A 26,076-nucleotide genomic window follows, 5' to 3' on the forward strand; every position below is an offset into this window, starting at 1 on the left:
ACTTGACTTTCAAAGAATTTTTGTTAAAATTATAATTGTCGTAATGACAGATAAATGAATAGTGCTCGTTCTATCCGGGCGTATTCTCCAATCTTTTATGGGGACGTTACGGATTCGACAGGGATAGATTGAGCTCAGACTGCGCGTCGAGGTTACGGCTCGTAAAACGTTACTCGTCTAAATATAACTGGCGAAGAAAACAATTCACCAGCTTTAGCAGCTGCCTAAGCACTGTCTAAAGCGATCCTTCCTGCTATCGCCCGTGTGGCAGATTGAAGGGTCTCAAATGAAGCGGGCTATTCCGGCATCCACCGTCTGAGGATGCTGGCAGAACCCAATCAGACTAGCTGCCGGAAAGCCTGTTGGCAGGCCGAACGGTAAGTGAATGATAATTTGTCAACTATGCGTGTAGATGTCTGAGTGGCGATATCTCTGGACGTGGGTTCGATTCCCACCGTCTCCACCAATACATATGTTGGTGGTTTTTTATGCTCGAATATAATGAGCTGTAAACACAATAGTGTTTACAGTTTTTTGTTTATATACATATACAAACTCATTTTTGCCTCTAAAATAAATGTTACATTTGACTGAGAACCTTTTTAATAGACTGTTAACATTTTCATTTAGCTAATTTTCTACATTACTTACACTCAATCGAGTATAATGTTCAATCAGTGTTTCACGAAACTTTTGTGCCGCACGTGATAGATATCGATCATCCTTCCAGGACAAATAATAAATTCTTTCGGAAATTGGATTCTTGATTTGCACAACAGTTGTTAACTCACTCTTTTCCACTAACGAATTAGGTAACATTGTGATTAATCGTAAGTCGGATGTTACAAGGTATTGGAGCATCATCTATTCCGACCTTATCGATGCTTATTCCGGTTCGATTTGTACAAAAGGAAAGCCGAGGTCGAGCACTTGGAATAGTTGCGTCGTATAAAAGTAATGGCAGCGGCCGCGGGATTACAGCCTGTTGTAAAAATAAGAAGTGACTTCTTTAAGGATATGGTTATCGAATCACCTCAGCTTCTCGGGAATGAGGTTTCAGGTATTGTTGTGGAGGTTGGATCGGATGTAACCTCAATATCAAAGGGGGATCATGTGATTGGTTGGACAACATTTTCTGCTCATGCAGAGTACGTGGTAGTTAATCCAAACCAAGTTGTGAAAAAACCTAGCCATATGAGTTGGGAAGAATCAGGGGCATTGTCAGCTTCCGGCCAAACTGCACTTATGGCGCTTGATGGAATTAATATTTCAAAAGAGGATACCTTACTCATTTACGTAGCTGCAGGAGGGAGTTGGAACAATGGCTGTCCAACTTGCTAGAACTAGAGGGGCAAAAGTGATTGGTACAGCGAGTGAAGCCAATCATGACTATTTACGTAAGCTTGGTGCTATTCCAATCAATTATGGAGAAGAATTGGTCGAAAACGTAAAAAATATAGTCCCGAAAGGAATAGATGCTGCTCTTGATGCTGCGGGATCTGAAGCGTTAGATGCTTCGATTAAATTAGTGCCATCTAATGATCGAATCATTACAACAGCATCACGCCATCATGTTGAAAAAACAGGAGTGAAAACAGTTGTAGGTGAACGAACACAAGCATGACTTTGTCAATTAACACAATTAGTTGAAGAAGGGCTACTTCAAGTCTATGTCCGAAAAACTTTCACCCTTGATGAGGCTGTTCTGTTGAAGCACATCGAGAAGTGGAATCTGGACATGGCCATGGTAAAGTCGTTTTTACTATAAATTCATAACTATTTCTAAAGGAGACATAAAAATGACTAAAATCGCTATTATTTTAGGATCAACAAGACCAGGGCGAAAAGGTGCACAAGTGGCAGAGTGGGTATATAGCATTGCTCAAAATCGGAATGACGCTATGTTCAAGTTAGTTGATATAGCAGATTATCAACTGCCATTACTTGATGAGCCTAGGCCAGCTGTATTAGGGCAATATAGTAAATCACATACAAAAAAATGGGCCAATACAATAGAAGTTTTGATGGATTTTTATTTGTGACTCCCGAATATAATCATGCAACAACTGGTGCATTAAAAAATGCGATTGATTATTTGTATAAAGAATGGAATCACAAGGCTGCAGGCTTTGTGAGTTATGGTGGGAATGGTGGTGTAAGAGCTGTAGAAAACTTAAGATTAATTATGGGAGAACTAATGGTAGCAGATGTTAGAACTCAAGTAACACTATCACTGATTACTGATTTTGAAAATTTTAACGAACTTAAACCAGCCAGTTATCAAGTAGATGCTTTACATGAATTACTCGATGAGATTATCAGCTGGAGTAAAGCGTTAAAACCGCTTAGGACTTAGCCGAGATTATATCTTATAGTAAAAAAGTTGTTACTTGGTAACCTGGAACAACTTTTTTATAATTACAATTGAAATTCCGTCTTTAAATCTTTTTAGAAGGAGCACTGACATACCTGGCTGTGCAAGTTTATGCTTTATTTTGATGCGAATATATCGTATAAGTTACAATGCATAATTTTGTTCAAAATCACCTGTGATTCATGTGTACAAATCATCAAATTATGGTATAATAACATCAAAAGCACATATGATATAAAAAACCGCCCCATGTTACAGCATGAGACGGTTTCCAATAGACCAACCCCGTCAAGAGGGGTTCGGCACTGGAAGATAATCCCTCAGTACCCGGCTAAGGCATATGAGGGGTTATTTTTTATGGTTGTTCTCCGACATCATAAACGCAATTAACATCCCAAAGGATATCATTAACGTCAAAGTCGTCTCTACAGCCATGGGCATCACCCCCTTTTTGGGAAGCATCCCTAAAGGAAGGTGCCTAACCCCTCATGCGAAGCCAATCTATTGTCCCTTCAGTATAACATATATTCATTTGTTTGAGTTGACATCCTCATGCTAAAATATTCAGCTTTATATGACACTTTTCCTGAAGATTTCAGATATATAAGTTACAAATTATATTGATCCGTCTGCATATTCTTGCTGATTTAGAATTGCAATTCCTGAAAACTTCACTGTGTTACAATAGATTTGTTCGCATATGCCAAAAGAGGGTGATAGGATGCCTGTTAAAGAATTTGAGAACAAGAAAGGTAATGTAACAGCCAGAGCGTTTTATCAGGAATACCAAAAAGTGCGTAATGCATTATTTACGCATTTACTGGAACAAAACGGGCAATGGCGTGAACGTGTTCTTGTTGACAAGACACAGAGAATTATCGACCGGGTGTTATTCATTTGTTTTGCTGAAAATTATAAGCTGATACCTCAAAATGTGTTCAGAGGCATTGTCGAGACGGCACAACATACATTTAATACGGATAGTACCGATCTGTGGGAAGAATTGAAAGGTCTGTTCCGTTCAATTGAAAAAGGCCATTCGGAAATGGTGATCAGTCAGTTAAACCTCAAGTTGTTTCGAAAAGATGATGTTTTAGATCAGTTGGTTATCACGGATCGAATTTTTCCTGTATTTGGAACGATGACTAAATTTGATTTTGCTGCAGATCTCGACTTCAGTTTACTTGGTTACATCCTTGAACAATCGATCAGTGATGTGGAAGAAATGCAGGCAGGGATGACGGGTGAAAATTATGAACCTCAGCAGGGAAAGCGTAAGAAAAATGGCATATATTATACGTCTTCCGGTATTACCAGGTTGCTGCTGCAGGAGACATTACTGAATTGGATTGAAGACAGAAAACGGGAAGTAGATGAAAGGGCAGCCGGAGAGGGTTCGGAACAGCATACTGAATTGAACCGGATGTTACTGCAGCAGTTGAAATCGGTTAAAATTCTCGACCCGGCTGCAGGCAGTGGCGCTTTCCTGAATACGGCTTATGATTTGTTGAAGAACCAGTGGGATAAAGTGAATAAAAACACGTCAGAAACGATGCCAGCAAATGTAAATATCGTAACGGAAAATTTGTTCGGTGTTGAACTGGACGAGAACAGCCTTGAATTGGCTAAATTGTCTTTATGGCTTAAAACGGCAGATAAAAAGACTTATTGGCCATTGCTAGATGGTAATCTGAAAACAGGCAATGCCATTATTGATCAACAGGTTATTACGGAACGGGCATTTGACTGGCATCAGGAATTTCCGGCTATTATGGATGATGGCGGCTTTGATGTAATTATTGGCAATCCCCCGTATGTTTTTGCGCGAAATGAAGGGTTCACAAAGGCAGAGAAAAATTATTTTAACAGTTATTACGATCTGACGGAATATCAGATTAATACATATTTATTATTCATTGAACGATCTTATTATTTGCTGAAACAGGGAGGGTGGCTTGGTTTTATTGTTCCGAACAACCTGCTGACAATTGATTCATGCAGAAAAATGCGACGGTTTCTGCTGGAACAAACCGGCAATCTGAAAATGATTAATATACATCACCGCATGTTTGAACAGGCAGATGTCGATACATGTTTGCTTATTTTCCAGAAAACCGAGCCAACCACCGTTAAGCTGGGGGAATATGTCAACGAACATGTCGAAATCGTTGCTGAAGTGGAACCAAAGGTATTGCTGGATGAGCAAAGCATCATCAATATTTCGCTGATGAAACATAAACGAGTTCTCGATGTGATGAACAAGATTGAAAATGAAAATCTGAAATTAGGTACCGTCGCAACGGTGAAATCAGGGCTGGTTGCCTATGAAGTTGGCAGGGGCACTCCGCCTCAAACGAGATTCATGAAAGAAAACAGGGTTTATCACAGTGATTGTCAGGTTGATGACACATATTGGATGTATCTGGAGGGGCGGGATGTCTGCCGTTATTCGATTGCGTGGGGCGGAAGCTGGCTCAAATATGGCCCGAATCTGGCCGCAAGACGACATGAGAAAATTTTTACGGCACCTAGAATATTAGTCCGACAAATTCCATCCAAGTTAAAATATGCAATCAACGCGGTATACACCGAAAGAAAAATGCTGAATGACCGTAATTCCAATAATATTGTCGATTTCCAAAAAGATCCCTTGTTTTTGCTGGGTGTGATCAATTCCAAGATTATAACATTCTGGTTTATTCATAAATTTGATAAGTTCCAGCGCAAAACGTTTCCGCAATTTAAGGTGAAGGATCTGAAAATGTTTCCTGTACCTGATGTGTCAGAAAAGGAAATGCAGCAGATATCAGAAGCGGTGGATCAAATGCTGCACGTCCAGCGTCAGAAAGGGGAAACTTTGCATCCTACGGGCAGATTAATCCAAAAAGAACAGCAATTAAACGAAAAAATCGACAGATATGCAGTAGCGGCGTTCGGTTTGAGTGCGGAGGAAGTTCAGCTAATTGATGCCCATTTAGCGGAATTTCTGGAATAAAAAGTTTTAAGGCTGGTTCATTTTCTGATATCAATAATTTTTGTGCTATAATGATATGTGAAATGAAAAGGAGTGATTGGCTGTGGGCTCGGAAATTCGGCAAGGGAGAAGACGTTAAATGCACTGAAAAATATACTTCTTCAATCGCTTCAGGGTGTCCCTGTAAATGTATACCTGTTTGGGTCATAGGCGGGATACGCAGAGAAACGAACTTCTGATATTGATATTGCATTGCAGTCCAGCAGAGAAATACCTATTGCCGAAACGGTTGAGCCTCGTGAAGAAATTAAAGCGTCCACATTACCATACCATGTGGACCTGGTGAATTTAGACAGGGCTAGTCCTGCTTTGGTGAAAAAAGTAGAGGATGATGGGATTTTATGGAAAGGCTGCGAGAACGAATGGAAAACGTAAACCGAACGTTAACAGCTTTTCATGAGCTGGTTGTTAATGATCCTTCTACCATTGAACGGGATGCCGCCATTCAACGGTTTAAGTTCAGTTTTGAAGCATGCTGGAAAACCGGCAAGCAATTTTCATTTGATATCGAAGGATTGGATATAGGCTCGTCAAAAGGCGTTATTCACTCGTCTCGGGAGGTTTGTGTTTTATCTGAGGAAGAATCCATACTTGGTTTATAGATGGCAGATGACCGAAACATGACCGTGCATATGTATAATGAGAATCTGGCAATGGCGATTTATGAAAAGCTGCCAAACTATCTATCATCTTTTATATGAGTGAATTGATCGTATGGTAGCCGTATTCAATAAATAAAAGAGAGAGGAGTCATTATGATGAATACATACCCAAATGTTACCGAAACCAAAGAACTGATTAAAGATATCGTTTCGATTCCAAGTCCATCCGGCTACACGGAAAAGGTTATTCAATTTGTTGAACAGAAACTAAACCAGTGGCAGGTCGAAACAAAACGAAATAATAAAGGCGGCCTGATTGCGACGATTCCCGGAGAGCATGATACGGAACACCGTATGCTAACGGCACATGTAGACACACTTGGTGCGATGGTCAAGGAAATTAAAAGCAATGGACGACTCCGTTTGGATTTAATCGGCGGCTTCAAGTATAACGCAATTGAAGGGGAATATTGCGAAGTTCACACGTCTGATGGACAAACTTATACTGGTACTATCCTGATGCATCAGACATCTGTTCACGTGTATAAAAACGCCGGGGATGCGAAACGAAACCAGGAAAATATGGAAGTTCGGATTGATGCCCAAGCTGAAACCGCAGAAGACATCCGAGAACTGGGTATTGAAGTGGGTGATTTTGTTTCGTTTGATCCACGTGTCCAATTGACCGGCAATGGTTTCATTAAATCCCGTCATTTGGATGATAAAGCCAGTGTCGCCATCCTGCTGCAGTTGATTAAAAGGCTTAAAGAAGAAAACAAACACCTTCCATATACCACTCACTTTCTGATTTCCAACAATGAGGAAATTGGCTATGGCGGCAATTCCAACATCACATCGGAAACGGTTGAATATTTGGCGGTTGATATGGGTGCCATGGGAGACGGGCAATCAACCGATGAATATACGGTCTCCATCTGTGTCAAAGATGCTAGCGGCCCATACCATTACGGATTGCGTCAAAACCTTACTGAATTGGCGAAAACAAATGAAATCGGCTATCAATTGGACATTTACCCTTATTATGGTTCGGATGCTTCAGCAGCCATTCGAGCGGGAAATGATATTGTCCATGGGCTGATCGGGCCAGGGATTGACTCGTCCCACGCCTATGAACGGACACATGAGACATCACTGGAAAATACAGAAAAATTGCTGTATTATTATGTTCTTTCAGAAATGGTATCGAAATAAAAAAGAAGCGTGCAGGTTCTTAAGGGAATCTGCACGCTTCTTTTCAAAGCACATACCCATATACACAGATAAAATGAAACAGACTGCCGATCAAAATGAATATATGAAAAATCTCATGAAATCCCATATGTTTGAACGTCAGAAACGTTGGCTTCAGCCAGTAAATAAATGCTCCAATCGTGTAAAATATTCCGCCAAGAATAAGCATAGCCATGCCATTGCTGCCGATTATTGGTGCAAGAGAAGGGCTAAAGAAAATAGCAAGCCAGCCCATTGCAACGTATAGGGCTGTCGATAACCATCTGGGGGCATGGAACCAGACCAGCTTAAAAACAACGCCCATCAATGCGATACTGTTAATGGCTGTAAACAATATCCATCCTGTAGAGCCGCTTAAGCTGATCAGGCATAGTGGCGTATATGTTCCTGCAATCAACACAAAAATCATCGAGTGATCAATCCGTCGTAAAAATGCAATAACATGATCTTTGGCAATAACCATATGATAGGTTGCCGAGGCGCTATATAATAATATCATGCTTACGCCGAATATGGTCACTGCTATGATGGCCAGTATTGAATCTGCTGTCACCGAAGCCTTAATGATTAAAGCAATCAGCCCCACTAACGCCAAAACTGCTCCAAACAAATGTGTCAGTCCGTTAATCGGTTCACGAATAGAAACACCCATACATTCAACACCTTTATTATTGTAAGTAGTTTTAAAAACTATATAATCATAATATACGTATTTTGTAATGTAGTCAATGATTTACTTTAGCCAATTCTTGGAGTATAATAAGTACAAAGAAGAACAATTGGAGTTTTTGATATGAAACGTATGGAAGAATTAGCTGAAAATCTGCATTTAAATAGCCATCTCTCGCTGGAAGAGATACCGGATTTAAACTTATACATGGACCAAGTCATTCAATTGTTTGAACGTAAGTTTGCCGATACAAAGCGCAATGAAGATGATAAAGTGTTGACCAAAACCATGATCAATAACTACGCCAAAGGAAAATTATTTTTTCCGGTTGAAAATAAAAAATACACCAGAGAACACCTGATCCTAATAAGTATGATTTACCAGATGAAGGGCGCTTTATCCATCAATGATGTCAAGACGACGCTGGACAGGTTAAATGAAAAAGTGACGAATGATGGACTCGAACTGAAGGCTCTTTATCAACGGTATCTTCAGCTGATTGGGAACAATGCCGAAAAATTAAAAGAAGATATTCGGGATCATTATTATGAAGTTAATCAGGAAGTAGAAACATTGGAAGATAAAGATGCGGAATATCTGGAACAATTACTGCTGATTGCAACGTTTACAAATATGAGTAATGACTATCGCAGAGCTGCAGAGAAGATGGTGGATGAACTCGGAAATCATCAGTAGATAGGATCAATTTTCATGAAAGAAGGCATACAAATTGAAACTCAGCATACTGGACCAGTCACCCATTTCAACGGGAAGAACTGCACAGGAAGCATTAAATGCATCGGTTGAACTTGCCCGGTTAGCTGATGAGCTTGGCTATACACGCTATTGGATTGCCGAGCATCATGATGTTTCGGGGCTTGCCTGTCCCAATCCTGATGTAATGCTTGGCATGATAGGTTCGCGGACAGAACGTATCCGAATCGGTGCCGGCGCTGTCCTGCTGCCGCATTATAAACCATACAGGGTGGCGGAAACCTATAATCTTTTGGAAACATTATACCCGGGGCGGATTGATTTAGGGATTGGACGGGCACCTGGAGGGTCTGCAGAAGCGTCGATGGCACTTTCCGGGAATTTTTTGGAAAATGTCCGGCAAATCCCTGAAAAGCTTGATGAATTGCTGCGGTTTTTACACCATGATTTTTCCGAAGACGATATGTATGCCAGAATTCTGCCAACACCTGTACCGGATCGTGCACCTCAGCCGTGGATGCTGGGAACAAGCGAAAAAAGTGCGATAGCCGCTGCTGAAAAAGGGTTGCCGTATACGTTCGGCCATTTCATGAGCGATCAGGACGGCCCAAGGATTATGCAGCATTATACGAAAAAACTTGCAGAACACCATCCTGACAAAGTACCGAAGAAAATCGTGACGGTTTCGGTCATATGTGGGGAAACAACGGATGAAGCAAGGGACCTTGCCCTGAGCAATAAATTATGGTCCATTCAGCGTGATAAGGGGGAAGGCGACGGCAAGGTTCCAACGGTTTCGGAGGCAAAACATTATACTTACTCAGACGAAGAAAAAGAAAAGCTGCGAAATATGCGGGACAAGTCAATTATCGGGAATCCGCACGAGGTAAAACAGCAGCTTGAACAGCTTCAGACATTATACGATGTGGACGAATGGATGATTGTAACGATTACCAACAGTTACGAAGCTCGGAAACAATCGTATGAAATGATAGCAAAGAAAATGTTGAAGTGATAAATATTGAAAATCTTAGTAATGAGTTGATTGATTGCGCAATTGTTGAAGTTGACAATTTTATAGCTGCATTTTAAGGGTGTTCCGTTTATCAGCGGTCACTCTTTTTTTGTGTTATACGCCTTAAGACCTAGTTCAAAATATGGCTCGGGATCATTACAAGGAAGCGATTTATTCGATATGATCAATGTAAGAAAGGAGGTGAGTTGCATGAAGAAATTTATGTTGTTTGTCGGAGGATTGCTTGCATTTTTTATTTTGCTGGCAAACCTTGGACCGATGATATTGTTAGGTATCAGCATATGGCTGTTGTACGTGATCTTTAAGCAGTTTGTTAAAAGTGATTCTACAGCGGGTAAAATAGGTTGGATCATAGCCGGGATATTTGCACTTGCCATTGGGCTATCCAATATCTATGCGATAATCGGAGCTGCGGCTGCATATGCACTCTATTTAATTTACACAAGCTGGAAAAATGATGCTGGCGTATCTGTTGAACATGCAGTGGAAGAAAATGATCCATTCAAAAACTTTGAACGTCAATGGGCGGAAATGAATCGATAATATCAAAGGAGTGATTTATGATGACAAACATATTGACACGTATGAAAGATTCAGTTTCAGCAGATCTTCACAATATGCTGGATCAAAAGGAACAGAAAAACCCGATTGCAGCACTGAATCAATATTTGCGCCAGAGTGAACAGGAAAAAGAAAAAGTACGAAAACTGGTGGAGCGTCAATATAAACTAAAGGATGAGTTTACACGAGAATACCATAAGGCACAGGATTTTGCCGATAAACGTTTGAAACAGGCAAATATCGCTGAAAAAGCCGGTGAAGAAGAGATGCATGCATTTGCAATAAAAGAGCACGAAGAATATCAAGTGCGGGCTGATCGAATGAAAACTTCCCGTGAAGAGGCCGTCCAGCAATTGGAAACATTGGAACAGAAATATGAAGATATGAAGCACAAGTTGAAAGATATGCATTTGCGCCGGATGGAGTTGATGGGACGTGAGAACATAGCACATGCAAATCACCAAATGAATAAAATTATAGAGGACACGTCGGATAGGCCTTTCTCCCGCTTTGAAGAAATGGAGCAGTACATTGAAGGGCTGGAATACAAAGTAAACAGTGCCTATTATCGCAGCACATTCGACAGTAAAATTGCCAAGCTTGAAAAAGAAATGCAAGAGAAGGAAAATTAATTGAAGTTTTTCAGTTATACAGACATGTGAAGAAACATGCTATAATGAACAGGCGCAGTTGTTCTGCGTCTATTCTGCATAAAGTGAAAACTTCATTTAACGGACGTATTTTCCGCTGAATGTTAGTTAAGCAGAATCGGACCTTTACGACGCACAGGACGTGTAGTGCCGGTAATGTGACAGGACGTCGCGTTATGATCGGCCTGGCAGTTGATCCCCCATCTAATCTCTTCGTAAATCCGAATATTTGAGATGGGAGTTTATTGCCAGTTACATGCGGGATAAGAAATGAAAGGAGGTCACTTCATGCTTCAGCGTCTGTCGACAGATACTTTTAACTGGATTTTGATTGTTGGAGTGATTCTCTTTGTCATAGAAGTTGCTTTTTTCCATGGCGGAATGATTGTATCGGCAATATTTTTAGGATTTTTTGTCTATATTGGATGGAAAAAATTCACGCAATTATGGGGCAAAGTCTTATTCTGGCTTGGTATTGTCGGGCTTATTTTTGCCATATTGAATATGCTGGCAGTTCGTTTTTTAATTTTGGCAGCTATTGTTTTATTTCTGATCAATTATTCAAAGTCAAAACAGGAAGCCGAACGTATACAGCCTGAACTCCCCGATGAAGTCGTGAATATGGATGAGATTATCCAGCTAAAACCGCTGTTTGATCATAAAGTATTTGGCGACCAGCATACATCCGATACATCTTATCAATGGCGGGATATCAATATTCATGGAGCATTTGGCGATCGTATCATTGATCTGAGCAATACCGTCCTGCCAAATGATACAGCAGTTATTTCGGTTCGTCATATGGTTGGAAACATCATCATTTATGTGCCATATGAAGTGGAAGTAAGTGTACAACACAGTTCAATCTTTGGGCGTGTATATATATTAGGAAAACATCATTGGAAACTAATGAATCAGTCGGTTTTATATCAAACAGCGCATTATGATACAACATTTCCCAGGGTGAAAATTGTTACATCATTGCTTTCTGGAGATATCGAGGTGAAGCGGATATGAATCCCATTTTACGTCATGTTTTCACTGCGATATTATTCAGCCTATTAATAACATTTGTGATGATTGGTGTAACATTTGCAACATTCCCGCTTGATGACTGGTCACTCATTCTGGAAAAAACAATATACGATGTTCCGTTTTTTATACTTGTATTCAGTATACCGGTGGTTGCAGGTGCAATCATCGGCATGACCACCGGATGGTATTGGCGGCAGCGGCTCCAGAGTGTTTCAAGAAATTTGGATGAAATTGCAAAAGGCCAGAAAATCTCTGCTGCTGATGAACCGTACAAAGAACTGGAAAAGATTCAGCAGCGCATGGCGCAAATACAGGAAAAAATACGTGTGCAAACTGAAAATGCTCAACGGTTGGCTACAGAAAGAGCAAAAGACCGGGAAAAGAGTCTGCAGGAGATCGTTGTCCAGGAAAGAAACCGATTGGCAAGGGAACTGCATGATTCCGTCAGTCAGCAGCTGTTTGCTGCGTCCATGATGATGTCGGCGTTCAACGAATCCAACCCTCCTGAAGATGCATCCATGAATAAGCAGTTACGGATGGTCGAAAAGATGATTCACCAGTCACAGCTTGAAATGCGGGCATTGCTGCTCCATTTAAGACCAGTTGCTCTAAAAGGAAAGTCACTGCAGGAAGGTACCAAGGAGCTTCTGGCAGAACTTACACAAAAAGTGCCAATGGAAATTGAATCAAAGCTGGAGGAATTCACGATTGACAAGGGTGTGGAGGATCAGCTGTTCCGCATATTGCAGGAGTCTGTTTCAAATACATTCCGCCATGCCAAAGCATCATCCCTTCATGTGATACTGATCAGACGGGATGAAACGATTATTTTGCGCATTGCTGATGACGGAATCGGATTTGATACTGAGAATGTACGAACAAGCTCTTATGGGCTTCAAAATATGCGTGAGCGTGCTTTTGAAATTGGAGGAACATTTAAAGTAGTCAGCATTCCAAACGAAGGAACACGAATGGAAGTTAAAGTTCCTGCCTTGAAAAAAGAGGGTGAGAATCTTGATTAACGTATTATTTGCCGATGATCATGAAATGGTCAGGATTGGCGTATCAGCTTATTTATCTGCCCAGGCCGATATTAATGTGGCTGCGGAGGCTGACGATGGTGGAGAAGCTGTTCGGCTTGCTTTGGAGCTCAGGCCTGATATTATTTTGATGGACCTGGTCATGAAAGAAATGGATGGCATTGAAGCAACAAAGCAGATCATTGAACAATGGCCTGAAGCTAAAATAATTGTTGTGACCAGTTTTCTTGATGATGAAAAGGTTTATCCGGCACTTGAAGCAGGTGCAGTAAGCTATATGCTGAAGACGTCAAAAGCAAACGAAATAGCAAAGGCAATTCGGGCGACACATGAAGGCCAATCCATTTTGGAGCCTGAAGTAACAGGAAAGATTATGAACCGGATGCGTAAAAAACCGGCTGACAGTCTGCACGATCAGTTAACCGAGCGGGAAATGGAGATATTGCTGCTTGTTGCTCAAGGGAAATCAAATCAGGAAATAGCAAATGAATTATTCATCGCTTTAAAAACGGTTAAAGTCCATATCAGTAATATTTTAGGGAAGCTTGAGGTGCAGGATCGAACACAGGCTGTTATTTATGCATTTAAACATGATTTGGTATAAGAATAAAAGTGGAAACGCTTGGTTAGTGGCGAGGGGATGAATTACGGGGATGAGGAAAGGATGATACAGCTATAGCGATGGAGCTGGCTGTGAAAGGCACTCGATTCCCTCCGCCAATTGAAATAATACGAATAAAATCATAGTCATGTTGGCTTTTGGTAATACCTTTCAACAAGATTATAAATGGAAAGAAGTTCATACAAAATAATCAGATTTGCTGGTAAATTGGCCGGATGCTGTTCATTCTTAACAGTTATTGACTTATTATTTCCCCAAAATATTGCAGTTAGTTGTTTGTAGTATTCCCGGTGTTTTGGCTGTTCGTATGCATCTGGGTGTTTAAGTGATTGTGCCATTTCTGTTACAGCATTCAAAATCGTTGTCCGTTTATCTGCAGACCATTCGACCTTGTTAAATGATGTATAAACCAAATTGCCGATATGATAATGGATTAATCGTAAACGGACGAGCTGATCCTGTTCTTGCTGAAATTGTGTTCGTTCACTGCCTGCAAGTGGATGGTATTTGGATTCTTCCTTTTGAAACCGGATCAGCTGTTCTGTCTGATGAATGATTCTATCCAGCTGTTCCGCTAATTCCTGTTCAACGACAGTGACCTGGTGCTGATCATCAAGTATATCATGAAAGACCTTTTCAATGGCGATACCTGTCTTGTATGCTATCGTTTCCAGTTTTTTGGCAATCTCCTTTGTATAGTCGGGCGGAAGCATCAACATATTGACTGCGGTAGAAACAACCAGTCCGGTAGTTGTTGTTCCAAGACGAATAAAAAATGCCGTAAGGATGTTGCTGTGTATGACTTCGATCATTGCAACAGATGTCAGCGTGGCAACAAGCAGTCCCGCATGCAGCTTTAATCGGAAACATGTTGCAATGGTAAATACAGCTGCTAACGTGTATGTGAGTGGTGAGTTACCAAATAACGATATGAAAAGCACCGCATATGCAGAACCGATAGCTGAAGCCGGAAAACGTATGATTCCTTTTTTGATCGAATCTGATACTGTTGGTTCAATGGTAACAATTGCTGTAATAACAGCAAAAACAGGTGGCCACTCCAATAGAACACAAATCCATGCTGTAATGAAAATGGCGACACCGGTTTTTATGACACGACTACCCGCCAGCCTGAAATATTTCATTAATATCATCCTCACAAAATGTTTGTGCCCTAACAGGCAGCATGTCCCTCCATTTCACAGGTGCAAATGGAAAAACTAGGTGGGAAATAACTTCTGTTCCTATTAAATACTGATTCTGCTCAACGAACATTCAGTGAGAATAAAACCTCCCACTGAATGTAGTTCTACGATATCCCTCAGACTTCTATTTTTCCAATAATATGTTATGTTTGCAAATTTTTTTAAAAAACATTACCAGCGGGAAGTTGGTACGGGCTATTTTGATGACGTTGCACAAGTTATTTTAAGGGGAACGTCATCAACCGGAGCCTTACAAGGATGGTCAGAAACAGAACAATTTTAACCAATCGACCATCAATTAAAAAATCCGCCTGTAACATGAATGGGTGAATTTTTTGTTTTGAAATATAATTGTAATCTCTCTATTACATGAGTGTCATATTCCCATGATATAATTCGAATTGACTAAAATTATTAAATACATAATAGATAAAATAGACTACCGCAAATGAATTGGAATGTTACATAATTAAACAGTTTTGCGGTTGTGACAATGGGGGGAACAAAAAGTGAAAAAAACAATCGGAACAGCAGTCACTGCCGGAGCGGTGTTGGTTGGCAGTGTGTTTTTGAGCGGCTCGGTGCATGCCGAAAGATTACAGGATGTGCAGGATGAGCGTTCGGAAGTTCAATCAGATCTGTCAGATGCAGAAGCTGAAATTGCTGATGTCATGGAGGAAAAGGAAGAATTGAATGAGAAGATTGAATCATTCACCAAAGCCCTTGATAAAAATGAACAGAAAATGGAAGAAACCGAAGAACAAATAACGGAAACGGAAGAAAAGGCTGCCGAAATTGAAGAGGAAGTAACGGCACTGGAAGAAAAGATAGAAGAGCGTAAAGCGATTTTAAAAGAGCGCCTTGTGTCCCTGCAAAAACAGGGCGGGGACATCAATTACATGGAAGTAATTTTCGGTTCCAAGAGTTTTGGTGATATGATCAGTCGTGTATCTGCTGTTTCCAAAATTGCTGAATCTGATGAAAAACTGTTGAAGCAGCAAGAAGAAGATAAAGCCGAACTCCAGGAAAAGAAAGATGCCAAGAAGGAAAAATTATCCGACCTCAAAGATATGAAAACAGAACTGGAAGGTATGGAGGAAACAATAACGGCTCAGAAGGAAGAAGTTGAATCAGACAAACAGAAACTGAAAGAGAAAGAACAGGAATTAAAAGATATGAAAGCGGAACTGGAAGACGAGGATAGCAGTCTCGCAGCCATTGAACGGGAAATCAGCCAGTCTTCCGACAATTCAGATGCGGTTGGATCAGCTTCCTCATCATCAGGCGATGGCGGAGAGTTAAAACAACTGAGTAAGTCTGGTGGAAGCTTCAGCTCTGCGATTGAAGCAGGATTCACACAGACAGGAACACCGTATGTAACAGCCGGAAAAAGCCCTGGTGGATTTGACTGCTCTGGATTCGTATCGTGGGCATTTGGACAAGCCGGTATATCCATTCCGTCCAGTACAGCAGCGCTACAGAGTGTAGGAACAAAAGTTTCCTACAGCAATGCTCAGCCAGGCGATCTAGTATTCTTTAATACCTACAAAACAAACGGACATGTCGGAATTTACCTCGGAAATGGAGAGTTTCTTGGTGCTCAAAGCAGTACAGGGGTGGCCGTTGCTGACATGAACAGTAAATATTGGAGCAGTAACTTTAGTGGACATGTACGCCGTATTCAATAGGAAAAAATATTAAAGTTTTAAGACCTATCTTCTCAGGTAGGTCTTGTAATATCAAATAGCATAAAATAGGATGGCTTTCACTATCATAGACGTGGTGAAAACCATCCTTTTATGGTTAAAATAGCCAACATTGTGATGTATAAGATGATCGGATTTTACTAAAAGTAGTAAAATAGGTCGAATATGCAAACAATCATCGATTATAGATAGAAAATATCTGGCAGAAAATGTATAATGTCTACCGTAGCATTTTTTATCAATAAAGTGGGATCATTTTTATATGTGGTTTAGAAAGAATAGATCTTTATAATCATCATCGTAATCATATAGGTGTTTCCGATACAGTTACTTGAAATGATCCATCATCCATTTGTTTTTTCCAACGCACCTGTGAAAAAGAAAGGAATTGTTATGAAAAAACATACACATCAAAATCCGGTATTTTTTGTATCAGCTATTATTGTTACCTGTTTGGTATTAACCGGGGCAATTTTTACCGAGACATTCCGTGAAACGGCAAATGCATTATTCAGTTTTACAACCATTAACTTTGGCTGGTTCTATATGCTGGCAGTATTTATTTTTGTAATATTCTTAGTGGTTCTTTCAATTACGAAATATGGTAAAATTCGTCTTGGCCCAAAAGGATCACGCCCTGAATACCCCTTCTTCACATGGATTGGTATGCTGTTTTCCGCAGGTTTTGGAGCGGGCCTGGTATTCTGGGGTGTGGCAGAGCCGATGAGCCATTTTTTCACGACACCATTTACTGATTTGGAAGCGCAAACGGAAGAGTCCGCCCGTGTGGCAATGGGTTATGCCTTTTTCCATTGGGGTGTGAGTCAATGGTCTGTATTCGCAGTTGTCGGTTTGATTATTGCCTTTCTGCAGTTTAAGAAAGATAAGAAAGGACTGATTTCAACAGCAATTGAGCCGGTCGTTGGAGGCAATAGGGCTTTAGGCGGTACCATTGATACACTCGCTGTCATTGCAACTGTCATGGGAGTTGCAACATCCTTGGGGCTGGGAATTTCCCAGATGAATGGCGGATTAAAGAGTGTTTTTGATGTGCCGAATTCCATCTGGATTCAAATGATGATTGCAGCTGTTATGCTGGTTACTTACCTGCTTTCATCCAGTACTGGCCTTAACAAAGGAATTAAATGGCTGAGTAATTTAAATTTGGGCTTATGTCTTCTTTTACTCGTGTTTGTTTTTGTGGCAGGACCTACTGTGTTTATTTTAGACACATTTGTATTAGGGCTGGGTGACTATATTACGAATTTTGTACAATATAGTTTCCGTTTGACGCCGTATTCCGAGGAAACTTGGGTGCGTGAATGGACCGTATTCTACTGGGCGTGGGCTACGGCTTGGTCGCCATTTGTTGGTGCTTTCGTTGCCCGCGTATCAAAAGGCAGGACGATTCGTGAATTTGTTTTTGGTGTTTTGGTTGTACCGCCACTGATTGCCTGTTTGTGGATCGCTGCATTTGGCGGAACAGCGATCTACAGTGATTTATTTAATGGAAAGCAGATTGCTGAAGCGGTGAACGCTGATATGACGGTTGCGTTGTTTGAAACATTTGGCGAATTGCCAATAACAAACATCCTGTCTATTTTGGCGATTTTGCTGATTTTTACGTTCCTAGTAACCTCAGCGGACTCAGCAACCTATATTCTGGGAAGTATGACATCCAAGGGCAGCCTGAACCCGGCATTAATGGTTAAAATCATCTGGGGTATTCTCATTACAGCTATTGCGGTGGTACTCTTGTTTGCAGGCGGATTGAATGCATTGCAGACCGCATCACTTACATCCGCACTGCCGTTTACGATCATTTTGCTGCTCATTGTGGTTGCTTTTATTCGAATGGTGAAGAAAGAGTCAGTACCGAAAAAAGATGATTGAGAAAAACAGCTGGAAGTGACCCTTCCAGCTGTTTTTACGTCGAAAAGGATTTCGTAATGGTAAATGTCGTCAAACCAACCATTCCAACCATCACACCAGAATAAAGGACTGTTGTTTCCTGAATAGTCAACCAGCCGAGCAGAATAACGAAACCGTCAATAATTAAAATAATAATCCCCACATTAAGCTGTATAACTTTAGTCAGCATGAGTGCTAACAGGTCACCTCCACCAGCGCTTACCTTTGTCAGCAGCATGATGCCGATTCCGCTTCCAAGCACAAAACCGCCCGTTATGGCACTGATCAGAATGGGAGGCGTATGTAAAGCCATCAATGGGTGAAAATAATCAATAAAGAATGATGAAGCCAATACCCCGTGTATACCATTATAAAAATAAGAACGGAAGTGAAACCAAGCATAAATGTATAAAGGTAAATTTAACACAATAATTGTTAAGCCTGGCTGCAGACCTAATGTATACTTGGAAATCAGACCTAAACCGATAATGCCGCCATCGACAAGGTGATTTGGAATAATAAAATAGTTTATCCCAATAGCAATCAGCATACTCCCGATTATGATCGATGCTATTTTTTGCAGCAAGCATATCACGCACCATATAACTTGTCCTAATAAAAAATATGCAAGGCTTAAGGAAATTATCCATGAAATTGTCTCATGAAAAGGGGGCTATTACTTGTGATCATTGCCATCATATTTTTATTACTGGTATCACTTTTCTTTTCGGGAAGTGAGACGGCATTGACAGCCACCAATAAGATGAAGCTGCAGACGCAATCCGGCAACAATGATAAAAAGGCAGAAAAACTATTGGATCTGGTTTCTAAACCAAATCAGTTTATCACGACGATTTTGATTGGTAATAATATTGCAAATATCTTGCTCCCAACGCTAGTAACGACATTTGCGATTCAATATGGATTTCACGTTGGTCTTGCTTCAGCTATGTTAACCGTTACGATTATCATATTTTGCGAAGTTATACCTAAATCGGTATCAGCCGCTTTCCCTAATCGGATTGCATTTGTTATCTCTCCAGTCATACGGTTTTTCATGATGGTATTCAAGCCGATTACGATGGTACTGAATTGGCTGACGGATTATATTACGAATACATTGGCAGGCGGGCATATAAATGATGCATCAATATCAAAAGAAGAATTGCGTACCATGGTTGATATTGCTGACTCGGAAGGAACATTTAACGATGCGGAATCGCACCGGATCAAAGGTGCTCTGGATTTTTATAACTTAAATGTAAAAGATGTATTGACAACACCAAGAGTCGAAATCATCGCCCTTCCAAGCACGGCTTCGTTTGAGGAAGTCAGAGACGTGGTCATTCAAAATCCGTTTACCAGATACCCTGTATATGGAGAGAATATGGATGATATTGTTGCGGTTTTTCACTCGAAGTACTTAATCTCTTGGTCGATGGAGCCGGAAAAATCATTGCAGGCATTCAGTTATTCAGATCCGCTGATCGTATTTGAATTTCAGTCGATTGAATGGGTATTCCGGAAAATGACGAAAGAGCATAAGCATATGGCCATTGTTCTGGATGAATACGGCGGCACAGAAGGTATTCTGACACATGAAGACGTCATTGAGACCATGATCGGTTTGGAAATTGAAGATGAAATGGATTCTGAAACCGCATCAATCGTTGAAAAGCTTGCGGAAAATGAAATCATCTGCAATGGGAAAATAACATTGCACCGGCTGAATTTGCTGTTTGATACCGATATTCCGGAAGAGGAGGATGTCCTTGCCGGCTATTTACTGCAGGAATTTAATGAATTCCCACAAGAAGGGGATGCTATTGAACGGAATCATTTAACATTTAAAGTGATAGAAATTAAAGGAAAAATGATCCGTAAAGTTCAGATTAAAAAGCAGAATTGAATAGGAATCGAATGATTGGATTGGAAACAGTGTGCTTTAAAAATTGACTGTTAGATGTCTGTTAGGATATAATGCTGTCAGTATTAGGTTTTCTAGGGTTCCGTAGCAGATGCTGGACTGGTCCGAGAGAAAACGCACGGAATGTGTGCACGGCGGGACAAAAGCCCGGGAGGATATCTGAACGAGGATATCTTCCCGGGCTTTTCGTTCGGATAATAACAATTCAGGTATAACGCTTGAGGTGATGAAATGAACAAAAGCTGGAATATTTTATTTTTGGCCGGATTGTTTGAAATAGGCTGGGTTGTTGGTCTGAAACACGCCAATAGTCTTGTGACATGGACTTTGACGTCAGCGGCCATTTATCTCAGTATGCATTTACTGATTCTTGCTTCCCAAAAACTTCCGGCAGGCACAGCATATGCTGTATTTGCCGGCATGGGGACGACAGGGACCGTCATATTGGAAATTGTTGTATTTGGTGAACCATTCCGTTTGCTTAAAATCATCCTTATTTTAATATTATTGGGCGGTGTCATCGGACTGAAAATGGTAACGGATGAGCAGGAAGGTGAGCGTTCGTGAGCTGGATGTACTTAATCATAGCAGGTTTTGGAGAAGTTCTTGGTGTGATGGGTATTCATAAAGTAAATCAGGAAAAAAGTCTTTTCTCCTTTACATGGCTGATTGGCGGATTTTTGTTGAGCTTTCTATTTTTGACGCTGGCAATGGAAAATTTGCCAATGGGTACTGCTTATGCGATATGGACAGGAATCGGTACGGCGGGCAGTGCAATGGCGGGTATGGTTTTTTACGATGAATCAGCTGACTGGCGTCGTATATTGTTTCTCAGTATGATTATTGCTGCAGCTGTTGGTCTGAAGTTTATTACTTGATGTGCGGTCAAATAGTCGATCGGCGTGTCTAGTTTATATCAAAAAAAGATTAACACCTTTGTTAAAAGGCTCTTTTTGTAACTTGTGTGGCTCTTCAAGCCTCAGAGTTGATATACACTGCGACGCATTAGATGATGGTTCGACAGTTGTTCCGCAAAAACACTGGGTGCTCGTCGTGTTGCAATTTGCAGCACTCCTCGCAACTCGAAGCTTACTCGCTGGATGTTTAGCTCGTCGCTTTCCGCTGGCTCGCGATGAGGCTGAAGCGTTGCCCGCGGAAAGCCATTTACGTCCTTTTTATAGCTTTTGTGTCAAAAACAACAGTCTTTTAGATAACAGTCTTTTTGAAATAAACTGGGAAATGCCTATTTTCTACGCTTTCTGACATACCGGGCATAATCCGTAAATTTCAAATTTGTGATCCTCGATTGCATAGTTACCCAGAGCCTGCCGTACTTCATCCATTGGGCAAACCTCGATTTCCTTGGTTTTGCCGCAGTCCTTGCAAATAAAGTGATGGTGATGATGGTGTGTACAGCTGATCCGGAAGTGTTTTTCGCCATTCAGTTCAGTTGTTTCCAGCACACCAACTTTATCAAATAAGTGCAAATTGCGGTAAACCGTATCAAAACTGATCCCATCATATGCCGGTTCCAGGTGGTTAATCAGGTCCTTTGCTGTCCGGTACCCGTCAGCTTCAGCAAAGAATCGTAGCATATCTTTTCGTTTAGTAGTTGTTTTATAGCCTTGCCTCTTAATTTCTTGAACAGCTTCATTCAGTTCCATGAGTTAGCCTCCTTTTCCGGGATGTGTATGAAAAACGTTTCATTCCTATCGACAGCAGCAGGATGATTATAGATACGACGACAATAGTACCTCCTGGTGGAATGCTGAAATAATAGCCTGTTATTAACCCTATGATAACAGCTAGTTCGCCAAAAACAATTGAAAATGCAATCATTTGTTTAAAACCGCGAGCAATCCGCATGCTTGCGGCTACCGGCAACGTCATAAGTGAAGACACAAGCAAAACACCAACAACCCGGATCGATGCCGCAATAACAAGGGCGGTCAGAACGATAAACAGTAAATGAATCTGTTTCGAATGAATCCCTGAAACAACAGCATGTTCTTCATCAAATGATAAGGTAACCAGTTCCTTATAAAACAATCCGATAAGAAGTATGATAATGATGGAAATCCCCAAAATTGAATAAAAATCCATCTGGCTGACTGCGGACACAGAACCAAACAAATAATTGAACAATTCCGTGTTGAAGCCGTCTGCCAATGCAATGAAAATAACACTGAGTCCGACACCACCTGATAAAATAATCGGGATGGCCAGCTCCTGATAGGCTTTATAGACGCCCCGCAGCTGTTCAATAAAAATGGACCCGAGCACTGAAAAACCCATTCCACTGTACAGCGGTGCAATACCGAGAGCGAATTTCTTGTCCATAAACAGCCCGAATGCAATCCCGGCAAGTGTGACATGTGATAATGCATCGGCTATTAGGGAAAGACGCCGGACTACGATGAAAGTCCCAAGCAGTGGTGCGATGATTCCGATTAAAAGTCCAGTTAAAAATGTATGTCGTAAAAAGTCATATTCCAAAAAATCTGCTAGCATAATGTTTTCCTCCAACGTTAATGGTCATGTGTCACGATATTTACAGGATGACCGTAAAACTTCGATAGATCTTTATTTGTTAATGTTTGGTATTCATCAGGCTCTCCGTGAAAATGCAATGTCTTGTTCAAGCATACGATGTCAGTTGCGTGCTCTGTAATCGTGCCAGTATCATGTGTGACAAGTAAAAGTGTGATATGGTGCTCATCATTCAATTGATGCAGCAAATCATAGAATCGCTGCACATTTTCCTGGTCAACACCAACCGTCGGTTCATCGAGAATCAGCAGCTCTGGATCATTGACCAGCGCGCGTGCGATAAAGACGCGCTGCTGCTGACCGCCTGACAAATTGCCGACATTTTCATACGCGTAATCTGTCATGCCGACTTGGTCGATGGATTGAAGCACTTTGCTTTTATGTTTCCTCGTAAATAATTTCAGATAACCAATTTTGCCGGTCAGCCCCATTGATACGACTTCAAAGACGGTAGCTGGGAACCCTTTGTTGAATGTGTTGGCTTTTTGCGAAACGAACCCGATTTTGCTCCAATCTCGGAATTTATCGATGGGCTGTCCGAACAAGTGAATGGATCCATTGTCAGGTTTCGACAGGCCCAGAATAAGTTTGATTAATGTTGTTTTACCTCCGCCGTTTGGTCCGAGCATCCCCATAAATACACCTTGTGGGATTTCGAAATGAATATCATGGAGGATGGCTTTCTTTTCATATGCATAGTGGATATTTTTCATTGAAACAACCGGATCTTTCATTGCTGTATGCCTCCTACTCAGTTGCCTGATCAAGTATGTCGAGGTTGTGCTTCATTAATGACAGGTAATCCTCTCCGTTCTCGATATCACCTTCTGTTAAAACGGAAAGATTATGAATTTGCAAGCTTTGAGCCCCGACTTGATCCTGAATGATTTCTGATATACGATCAGAGCTGTTTTGTTCAAAGAGAACATAGTCCAGATTGTGCTCTTCTGCTTGATCAATGATATTGGTCAGTTCTTTTTGAGATGGTTCATCGCTTGACGATAATCCGCTGATGGCAATCTGTTCAATACCGTATCGTTCTTCCCAATATCCGTATGCAGCATGGGAGACGAGTATTTTCTTATTTTCTTTGGATTCCAGCGTTTCCTGAAATTGCTGGTCCAGTGCCAGTAAATCGTCTTTTAAAACATTGAAATTTTTTGTGTATTGTTCTGAGCTTTCCGGATTCAATTCAATTAACTTATCTTTAATGATGCTGGCCATGTCCATCATCCGTTCCGGGTCAAGCCAAATGTGCGGATTGTGGTCATGGTGATGATGCGTCTCATTTTCTTCCTGCTCATGGGTATACTCTTCGTCGTGATGATCCCCATCTCCATGATCGTGTGTATCATGGTCGTTTGTATCCATATGAAATAGCTCTTCATTTGCTCCTATTTCAACTAACGCAGCATCTTGAGAATCCAATGCTTGAGCAGCGGTTTCTGCAAATCCTTCCATTCCGGCACCAAGATAAATAAATGCATCTCCCTCGGCAATGGAGGCCATTTCTTTGGATGACGGTTCATAAGTGTGTGCATCAACACCAGGCGGATAAACAGATTCAGCGTCAACGGAATCGCCGCCAATTCTTTCAACTGCATATTGAATGGGATATATCGATGTATATATGGTTAAATCAGCCCCATTGTTCGTTTCAGATTTGGTCGTGGCACAACCTGCTACGATAAACAATGATATCAATAATAGAATCAGTGGCTTGTAATTTTTCATGCTTCAAGTCCTTTCCAATAAGATAGTTTTATAATATCGTAATGATTACGATTTGTAAATAGGAATAGTTACGATTTAGATTGATTTTACGTAATTTTGAAGCATTATACATCAAGGTAACGATATCAAGATGAACTTTGGTGCGTTTGCTTGTATGATTGCGACATTGTTGAGCCGAAAAAATTCCTTTAGATACGTTTTGACGCGTTCCACTGCTGAACAGCGACTGTAAATGTCTTGTCAGGCCTTTGACCCCCAATCTGTCGCTGTGAAGTCTAATGGTGAAAAATAGAGGTCGATGAAGATGGCCGGGATATGAGTAAGTCGGAAAGCATTTATTCGGCAACTTTCAAATATCAAAGTAAGCAAGATATGACTGATGGGTCCCTTTTAATAAAGAAATCGGCGTGACAGCCGATTTCCTCTTATGCATAACTTTTTAAAATTTCTGCCCGTAGTATTTATCCAGAGAGAATCCCCGTCCCAAAACTTCTGAGGCATTGATAAAGACAACAAATGACGTCGGCTCTTCATCTTGCAGCATTTTTTTCAATTTTATAGCTTCCTGCTGATCAGCAACACAAAGAATCATGGTTTTATTCAGATTGGAATAACCGCCGATGGTCCGGACCTTTGTCAAGCCGCGGTCAATTTGGTCATTGATCATATCTTGAACTTTTATTTCATTTTCGGTAATGATCATCACCAGTTTAGCAGCTGACGTGCGCAACTGTACGATATCAATCGTTTTGCTTGTAATATAAATGCACATCAGGGCAAATAGTGTAAGTTCGAGATTGAATACAATGACTGATGAAATGACAACAATTCCGTCAACGATCAGCTGGGAATAACCACTAGACAAACCGGTGAATTTTTTAACAACTTGGGCGATAGCTGCAGTTCCGCCTGTAGACCCTTGCCCCTTGTAAACTGTACCAAGACCAATACCAAGAACGATACCGCCATAGATGGCGCCCAATAGAGGGTTTGATACAGTATAAGGAAAGTCCGCCGTCAGATAGATCATGAACGGAACCCAAAACGTACCGAGCAGTGTTTTCCAACTGAAATCTTTTCCCAGCACAATCCAGCCTACGATAAAGATGGGAAGGTTAATCAAAAACTGTGTCAGCGCAGGGCTCAGTTTATATAGTTCAAAAAGAATCGTACTGATCCCGGATATTCCACCTGCAGCAAGTTTGGACGGCAAGAGAAGCAGGTTATAGGATAATGCGACAAGTGAAGCACCGATTATGATCTGAGCATATTCTGTTAAAAATTTTTTGTTCATAGCGTGCAAATCCTTTCTTTATAAGTCAGGAAGTATAAATGATGACAGATGTTGTATGGAAAACTCCGGAACTCGCTATGAGACGAGGCTGAGCTTTCCCAAAGCAAACCTTTACTATTTTAACGCAGTTTGGGCAGTCTTGAAAGCCCTGCCGTTTATT

General features: G+C 40.9%; 27 protein-coding genes, 1 other RNA gene, 2 pseudogenes and 1 riboswitch. Of the genes and pseudogenes, 21 read left to right on the top strand and 9 right to left on the bottom strand.

All coding sequences use genetic code 11. The features are described from left to right. The first annotated feature begins 99 nt into the window (after positions 1–99). From ssrA to BM195_RS05110, 8 genes and pseudogenes are all read left to right on the top strand, one after another. Positions 100–466: a transfer-messenger RNA gene (gene ssrA, locus BM195_RS05080) on the top strand. A 473-nt stretch (positions 467–939) separates the two neighbouring features. Beyond that, positions 940–1,341 carry an alcohol dehydrogenase catalytic domain-containing protein gene (locus BM195_RS05085; protein WP_090234564.1) on the top strand — a complete coding sequence of 134 codons (402 nt, stop codon included), beginning with the start codon at positions 940–942 and terminating at the stop codon, positions 1,339–1,341. Next, a complete protein-coding gene (locus BM195_RS05090; RefSeq protein WP_090234565.1) occupies positions 1,322–1,624 on the top strand; it encodes a zinc-binding dehydrogenase in 303 nt (100 codons plus the stop codon). The genes BM195_RS05085 and BM195_RS05090 overlap by 20 nt, the downstream gene beginning before the upstream one ends. Positions 1,625–1,799: 175 nt before the next feature. Continuing rightward, positions 1,800–2,356: pseudogene (locus BM195_RS05095) on the top strand (NADPH-dependent FMN reductase). A gap of 739 nt (positions 2,357–3,095) precedes the next feature. Then, the gene (locus BM195_RS05100; RefSeq protein WP_170848158.1) at positions 3,096–5,369 is read left to right on the top strand and encodes an Eco57I restriction-modification methylase domain-containing protein; all 2,274 of its coding nucleotides are present in this window, start codon (positions 3,096–3,098) and stop codon (positions 5,367–5,369) included. A gap of 231 nt (positions 5,370–5,600) precedes the next feature. Continuing rightward, positions 5,601–5,783, top strand: coding sequence for a hypothetical protein (locus tag BM195_RS19065; protein WP_170848159.1), 183 nt, complete (start codon positions 5,601–5,603; stop codon positions 5,781–5,783). Further along, positions 5,750–6,010, top strand: coding sequence for a nucleotidyltransferase substrate binding protein (locus BM195_RS05105; protein ID WP_211772910.1), 261 nt, complete (start codon positions 5,750–5,752; stop codon positions 6,008–6,010). Before BM195_RS19065 ends, BM195_RS05105 begins: the two co-directional genes overlap by 34 nt. 156 nt (positions 6,011–6,166) lie before the next feature. Beyond that, a complete protein-coding gene (locus tag BM195_RS05110; RefSeq protein ID WP_090234569.1) occupies positions 6,167–7,222 on the top strand; it encodes a M42 family metallopeptidase in 1,056 nt (351 codons plus the stop codon). 43 nt (positions 7,223–7,265) lie between these two features. Here BM195_RS05110 and trhA read toward each other — a convergent pair whose 3' ends face one another. Next, complete coding sequence (trhA, locus tag BM195_RS05115) at positions 7,266–7,913, bottom strand: PAQR family membrane homeostasis protein TrhA (protein ID WP_090234573.1); 648 nt, start codon at positions 7,911–7,913, stop codon at positions 7,266–7,268. A gap of 141 nt (positions 7,914–8,054) precedes the next feature. On the opposite strand from trhA, the gene BM195_RS05120 reads away from it, so the two are divergent. From BM195_RS05120 to BM195_RS05150, 7 genes are all read left to right on the top strand, one after another. Next, positions 8,055–8,627 carry a DUF1836 domain-containing protein gene (locus tag BM195_RS05120; RefSeq protein ID WP_090234576.1) on the top strand — a complete coding sequence of 191 codons (573 nt, stop codon included), beginning with the start codon at positions 8,055–8,057 and terminating at the stop codon, positions 8,625–8,627. Between the two features lie 34 nt (positions 8,628–8,661). Next, on the top strand, positions 8,662–9,660 hold the full coding sequence (locus BM195_RS05125; protein ID WP_090234579.1) for an LLM class flavin-dependent oxidoreductase: 999 nt from the start codon (positions 8,662–8,664) through the stop codon (positions 9,658–9,660). Between the two features lie 210 nt (positions 9,661–9,870). Then, entirely contained in the window at positions 9,871–10,224 is a 354-nt protein-coding gene (locus BM195_RS05130; protein ID WP_090234582.1) for a lmo0954 family membrane protein, read from the top strand. Positions 10,225–10,244: 20 nt separating this feature from the next. After that, positions 10,245–10,874 (top strand): PspA/IM30 family protein, encoded by a 630-nt coding sequence (locus BM195_RS05135; protein ID WP_090234585.1) that lies wholly within the window; start codon positions 10,245–10,247, stop codon positions 10,872–10,874. 306 nt (positions 10,875–11,180) lie between these two features. After that, on the top strand, positions 11,181–11,909 hold the full coding sequence (gene liaF, locus BM195_RS05140) for a cell wall-active antibiotics response protein LiaF (protein ID WP_090234587.1): 729 nt from the start codon (positions 11,181–11,183) through the stop codon (positions 11,907–11,909). Next, the gene (locus BM195_RS05145; protein ID WP_090234591.1) at positions 11,906–12,949 is read left to right on the top strand and encodes a histidine kinase; all 1,044 of its coding nucleotides are present in this window, start codon (positions 11,906–11,908) and stop codon (positions 12,947–12,949) included. The genes liaF and BM195_RS05145 overlap by 4 nt, the downstream gene beginning before the upstream one ends. Continuing rightward, on the top strand, positions 12,942–13,571 hold the full coding sequence (locus BM195_RS05150; protein ID WP_090234593.1) for a response regulator: 630 nt from the start codon (positions 12,942–12,944) through the stop codon (positions 13,569–13,571). Before BM195_RS05145 ends, BM195_RS05150 begins: the two co-directional genes overlap by 8 nt. A 143-nt stretch (positions 13,572–13,714) precedes the next feature. Here the strand turns inward: BM195_RS05150 and BM195_RS05155 are convergent, their stop codons facing one another. After that, positions 13,715–14,734: an aromatic acid exporter family protein gene (locus BM195_RS05155; RefSeq protein ID WP_090234596.1), complete on the bottom strand. Its 1,020-nt coding sequence runs from the start codon at positions 14,732–14,734 to the stop codon at positions 13,715–13,717. Positions 14,735–15,303: 569 nt separating this feature from the next. On the opposite strand from BM195_RS05155, the gene BM195_RS05160 reads away from it, so the two are divergent. Both BM195_RS05160 and BM195_RS05165 read left to right on the top strand, forming a co-directional pair. Beyond that, positions 15,304–16,482 (top strand): C40 family peptidase, encoded by a 1,179-nt coding sequence (locus BM195_RS05160; RefSeq protein ID WP_090234598.1) that lies wholly within the window; start codon positions 15,304–15,306, stop codon positions 16,480–16,482. 411 nt (positions 16,483–16,893) lie between these two features. Then, positions 16,894–18,393, top strand: a complete 1,500-nt coding sequence (locus BM195_RS05165; RefSeq protein ID WP_090234980.1) for a BCCT family transporter — start codon at positions 16,894–16,896, stop codon at positions 18,391–18,393. A gap of 34 nt (positions 18,394–18,427) precedes the next feature. Here the strand turns inward: BM195_RS05165 and BM195_RS05170 are convergent, their stop codons facing one another. Then, complete coding sequence (locus tag BM195_RS05170) at positions 18,428–18,997, bottom strand: YitT family protein (RefSeq protein ID WP_090234601.1); 570 nt, start codon at positions 18,995–18,997, stop codon at positions 18,428–18,430. A gap of 96 nt (positions 18,998–19,093) precedes the next feature. Between BM195_RS05170 and BM195_RS05175 the strand changes: the two genes are divergently transcribed. The 4 genes from BM195_RS05175 to BM195_RS18415 all read left to right on the top strand — a co-directional run bounded on the left by BM195_RS05175 (position 19,094) and on the right by BM195_RS18415 (position 21,601). Further along, positions 19,094–20,320 carry a hemolysin family protein gene (locus tag BM195_RS05175; RefSeq protein WP_090234604.1) on the top strand — a complete coding sequence of 409 codons (1,227 nt, stop codon included), beginning with the start codon at positions 19,094–19,096 and terminating at the stop codon, positions 20,318–20,320. Positions 20,321–20,401: 81 nt separating this feature from the next. Continuing rightward, a riboswitch (guanidine-I (ykkC/yxkD leader) is annotated at positions 20,402–20,494 on the top strand. A 75-nt stretch (positions 20,495–20,569) separates the two neighbouring features. Next, the gene (locus BM195_RS05180; protein WP_090234605.1) at positions 20,570–20,905 is read left to right on the top strand and encodes a DMT family transporter; all 336 of its coding nucleotides are present in this window, start codon (positions 20,570–20,572) and stop codon (positions 20,903–20,905) included. Beyond that, positions 20,902–21,216: a DMT family transporter gene (locus BM195_RS05185; RefSeq protein ID WP_090234607.1), complete on the top strand. Its 315-nt coding sequence runs from the start codon at positions 20,902–20,904 to the stop codon at positions 21,214–21,216. The genes BM195_RS05180 and BM195_RS05185 overlap by 4 nt, the downstream gene beginning before the upstream one ends. A 58-nt stretch (positions 21,217–21,274) precedes the next feature. After that, positions 21,275–21,601 (top strand): hypothetical protein, encoded by a 327-nt coding sequence (locus tag BM195_RS18415; protein ID WP_211772911.1) that lies wholly within the window; start codon positions 21,275–21,277, stop codon positions 21,599–21,601. Here the strand turns inward: BM195_RS18415 and BM195_RS05190 are convergent. From BM195_RS05190 to BM195_RS05210, 6 genes and pseudogenes are all read right to left on the bottom strand, one after another. Next, the gene (locus BM195_RS05190) at positions 21,589–22,002 is read right to left on the bottom strand and encodes a Fur family transcriptional regulator (protein WP_090234610.1); all 414 of its coding nucleotides are present in this window, start codon (positions 22,000–22,002) and stop codon (positions 21,589–21,591) included. The two genes, BM195_RS18415 and BM195_RS05190, sit on opposite strands and share 13 nt — an antisense overlap. Further along, a complete protein-coding gene (locus BM195_RS05195) occupies positions 21,989–22,849 on the bottom strand; it encodes a metal ABC transporter permease (RefSeq protein ID WP_090234613.1) in 861 nt (286 codons plus the stop codon). The genes BM195_RS05190 and BM195_RS05195 overlap by 14 nt, the downstream gene beginning before the upstream one ends. A 17-nt stretch (positions 22,850–22,866) precedes the next feature. Beyond that, positions 22,867–23,622, bottom strand: coding sequence for a metal ABC transporter ATP-binding protein (locus tag BM195_RS05200; protein WP_090234615.1), 756 nt, complete (start codon positions 23,620–23,622; stop codon positions 22,867–22,869). 13 nt (positions 23,623–23,635) lie between these two features. Further along, positions 23,636–24,622, bottom strand: coding sequence for a metal ABC transporter solute-binding protein, Zn/Mn family (locus BM195_RS05205; RefSeq protein WP_090234618.1), 987 nt, complete (start codon positions 24,620–24,622; stop codon positions 23,636–23,638). A 28-nt stretch (positions 24,623–24,650) separates the two neighbouring features. Then, positions 24,651–24,841: pseudogene (locus tag BM195_RS18485) on the bottom strand (IS5/IS1182 family transposase); the annotation flags it as partial. 220 nt (positions 24,842–25,061) lie between these two features. Continuing rightward, on the bottom strand, positions 25,062–25,916 hold the full coding sequence (locus BM195_RS05210) for a YitT family protein (RefSeq protein WP_090234622.1): 855 nt from the start codon (positions 25,914–25,916) through the stop codon (positions 25,062–25,064). Positions 25,917–26,076 lie beyond the last annotated feature (160 nt).

The sequence above is a fragment of the Lentibacillus halodurans genome (assembly GCF_900112045.1).
GTDB lineage: Bacteria > Bacillota > Bacilli > Bacillales > Amphibacillaceae > Lentibacillus > Lentibacillus halodurans.

Excerpts from the sequence above, each read along its gene's own strand:
- BM195_RS05210 (WP_090234622.1), bottom strand. The coding sequence starts at position 25,916 with ATGAACAAAAAATTTTTAACAGAATATGCTCAGATCATAATCGGTGCT.
- BM195_RS05105 (WP_211772910.1), top strand. The coding sequence starts at position 5,750 with ATGGAAAGGCTGCGAGAACGAATGGAAAACGTAAACCGAACGTTAACA.
- BM195_RS05200 (WP_090234615.1), bottom strand. The coding sequence starts at position 23,622 with ATGAAAGATCCGGTTGTTTCAATGAAAAATATCCACTATGCATATGAA.
- BM195_RS05165 (WP_090234980.1), top strand. The coding sequence starts at position 16,894 with ATGAAAAAACATACACATCAAAATCCGGTATTTTTTGTATCAGCTATT.
- BM195_RS05100 (WP_170848158.1), top strand. The coding sequence starts at position 3,096 with ATGCCTGTTAAAGAATTTGAGAACAAGAAAGGTAATGTAACAGCCAGA.
- BM195_RS05090 (WP_090234565.1), top strand. The coding sequence starts at position 1,322 with ATGGCTGTCCAACTTGCTAGAACTAGAGGGGCAAAAGTGATTGGTACA.
- BM195_RS05145 (WP_090234591.1), top strand. The coding sequence starts at position 11,906 with ATGAATCCCATTTTACGTCATGTTTTCACTGCGATATTATTCAGCCTA.
- BM195_RS05205 (WP_090234618.1), bottom strand. The coding sequence starts at position 24,622 with ATGAAAAATTACAAGCCACTGATTCTATTATTGATATCATTGTTTATC.
- BM195_RS05130 (WP_090234582.1), top strand. The coding sequence starts at position 9,871 with ATGAAGAAATTTATGTTGTTTGTCGGAGGATTGCTTGCATTTTTTATT.
- BM195_RS05135 (WP_090234585.1), top strand. The coding sequence starts at position 10,245 with ATGACAAACATATTGACACGTATGAAAGATTCAGTTTCAGCAGATCTT.
- BM195_RS05195 (WP_090234613.1), bottom strand. The coding sequence starts at position 22,849 with ATGCTAGCAGATTTTTTGGAATATGACTTTTTACGACATACATTTTTA.
- BM195_RS05155 (WP_090234596.1), bottom strand. The coding sequence starts at position 14,734 with ATGAAATATTTCAGGCTGGCGGGTAGTCGTGTCATAAAAACCGGTGTC.
- BM195_RS05190 (WP_090234610.1), bottom strand. The coding sequence starts at position 22,002 with ATGGAACTGAATGAAGCTGTTCAAGAAATTAAGAGGCAAGGCTATAAA.
- BM195_RS05180 (WP_090234605.1), top strand. The coding sequence starts at position 20,570 with ATGAACAAAAGCTGGAATATTTTATTTTTGGCCGGATTGTTTGAAATA.
- BM195_RS05120 (WP_090234576.1), top strand. The coding sequence starts at position 8,055 with ATGAAACGTATGGAAGAATTAGCTGAAAATCTGCATTTAAATAGCCAT.
- liaF (WP_090234587.1), top strand. The coding sequence starts at position 11,181 with ATGCTTCAGCGTCTGTCGACAGATACTTTTAACTGGATTTTGATTGTT.
- trhA (WP_090234573.1), bottom strand. The coding sequence starts at position 7,913 with ATGGGTGTTTCTATTCGTGAACCGATTAACGGACTGACACATTTGTTT.
- BM195_RS05110 (WP_090234569.1), top strand. The coding sequence starts at position 6,167 with ATGAATACATACCCAAATGTTACCGAAACCAAAGAACTGATTAAAGAT.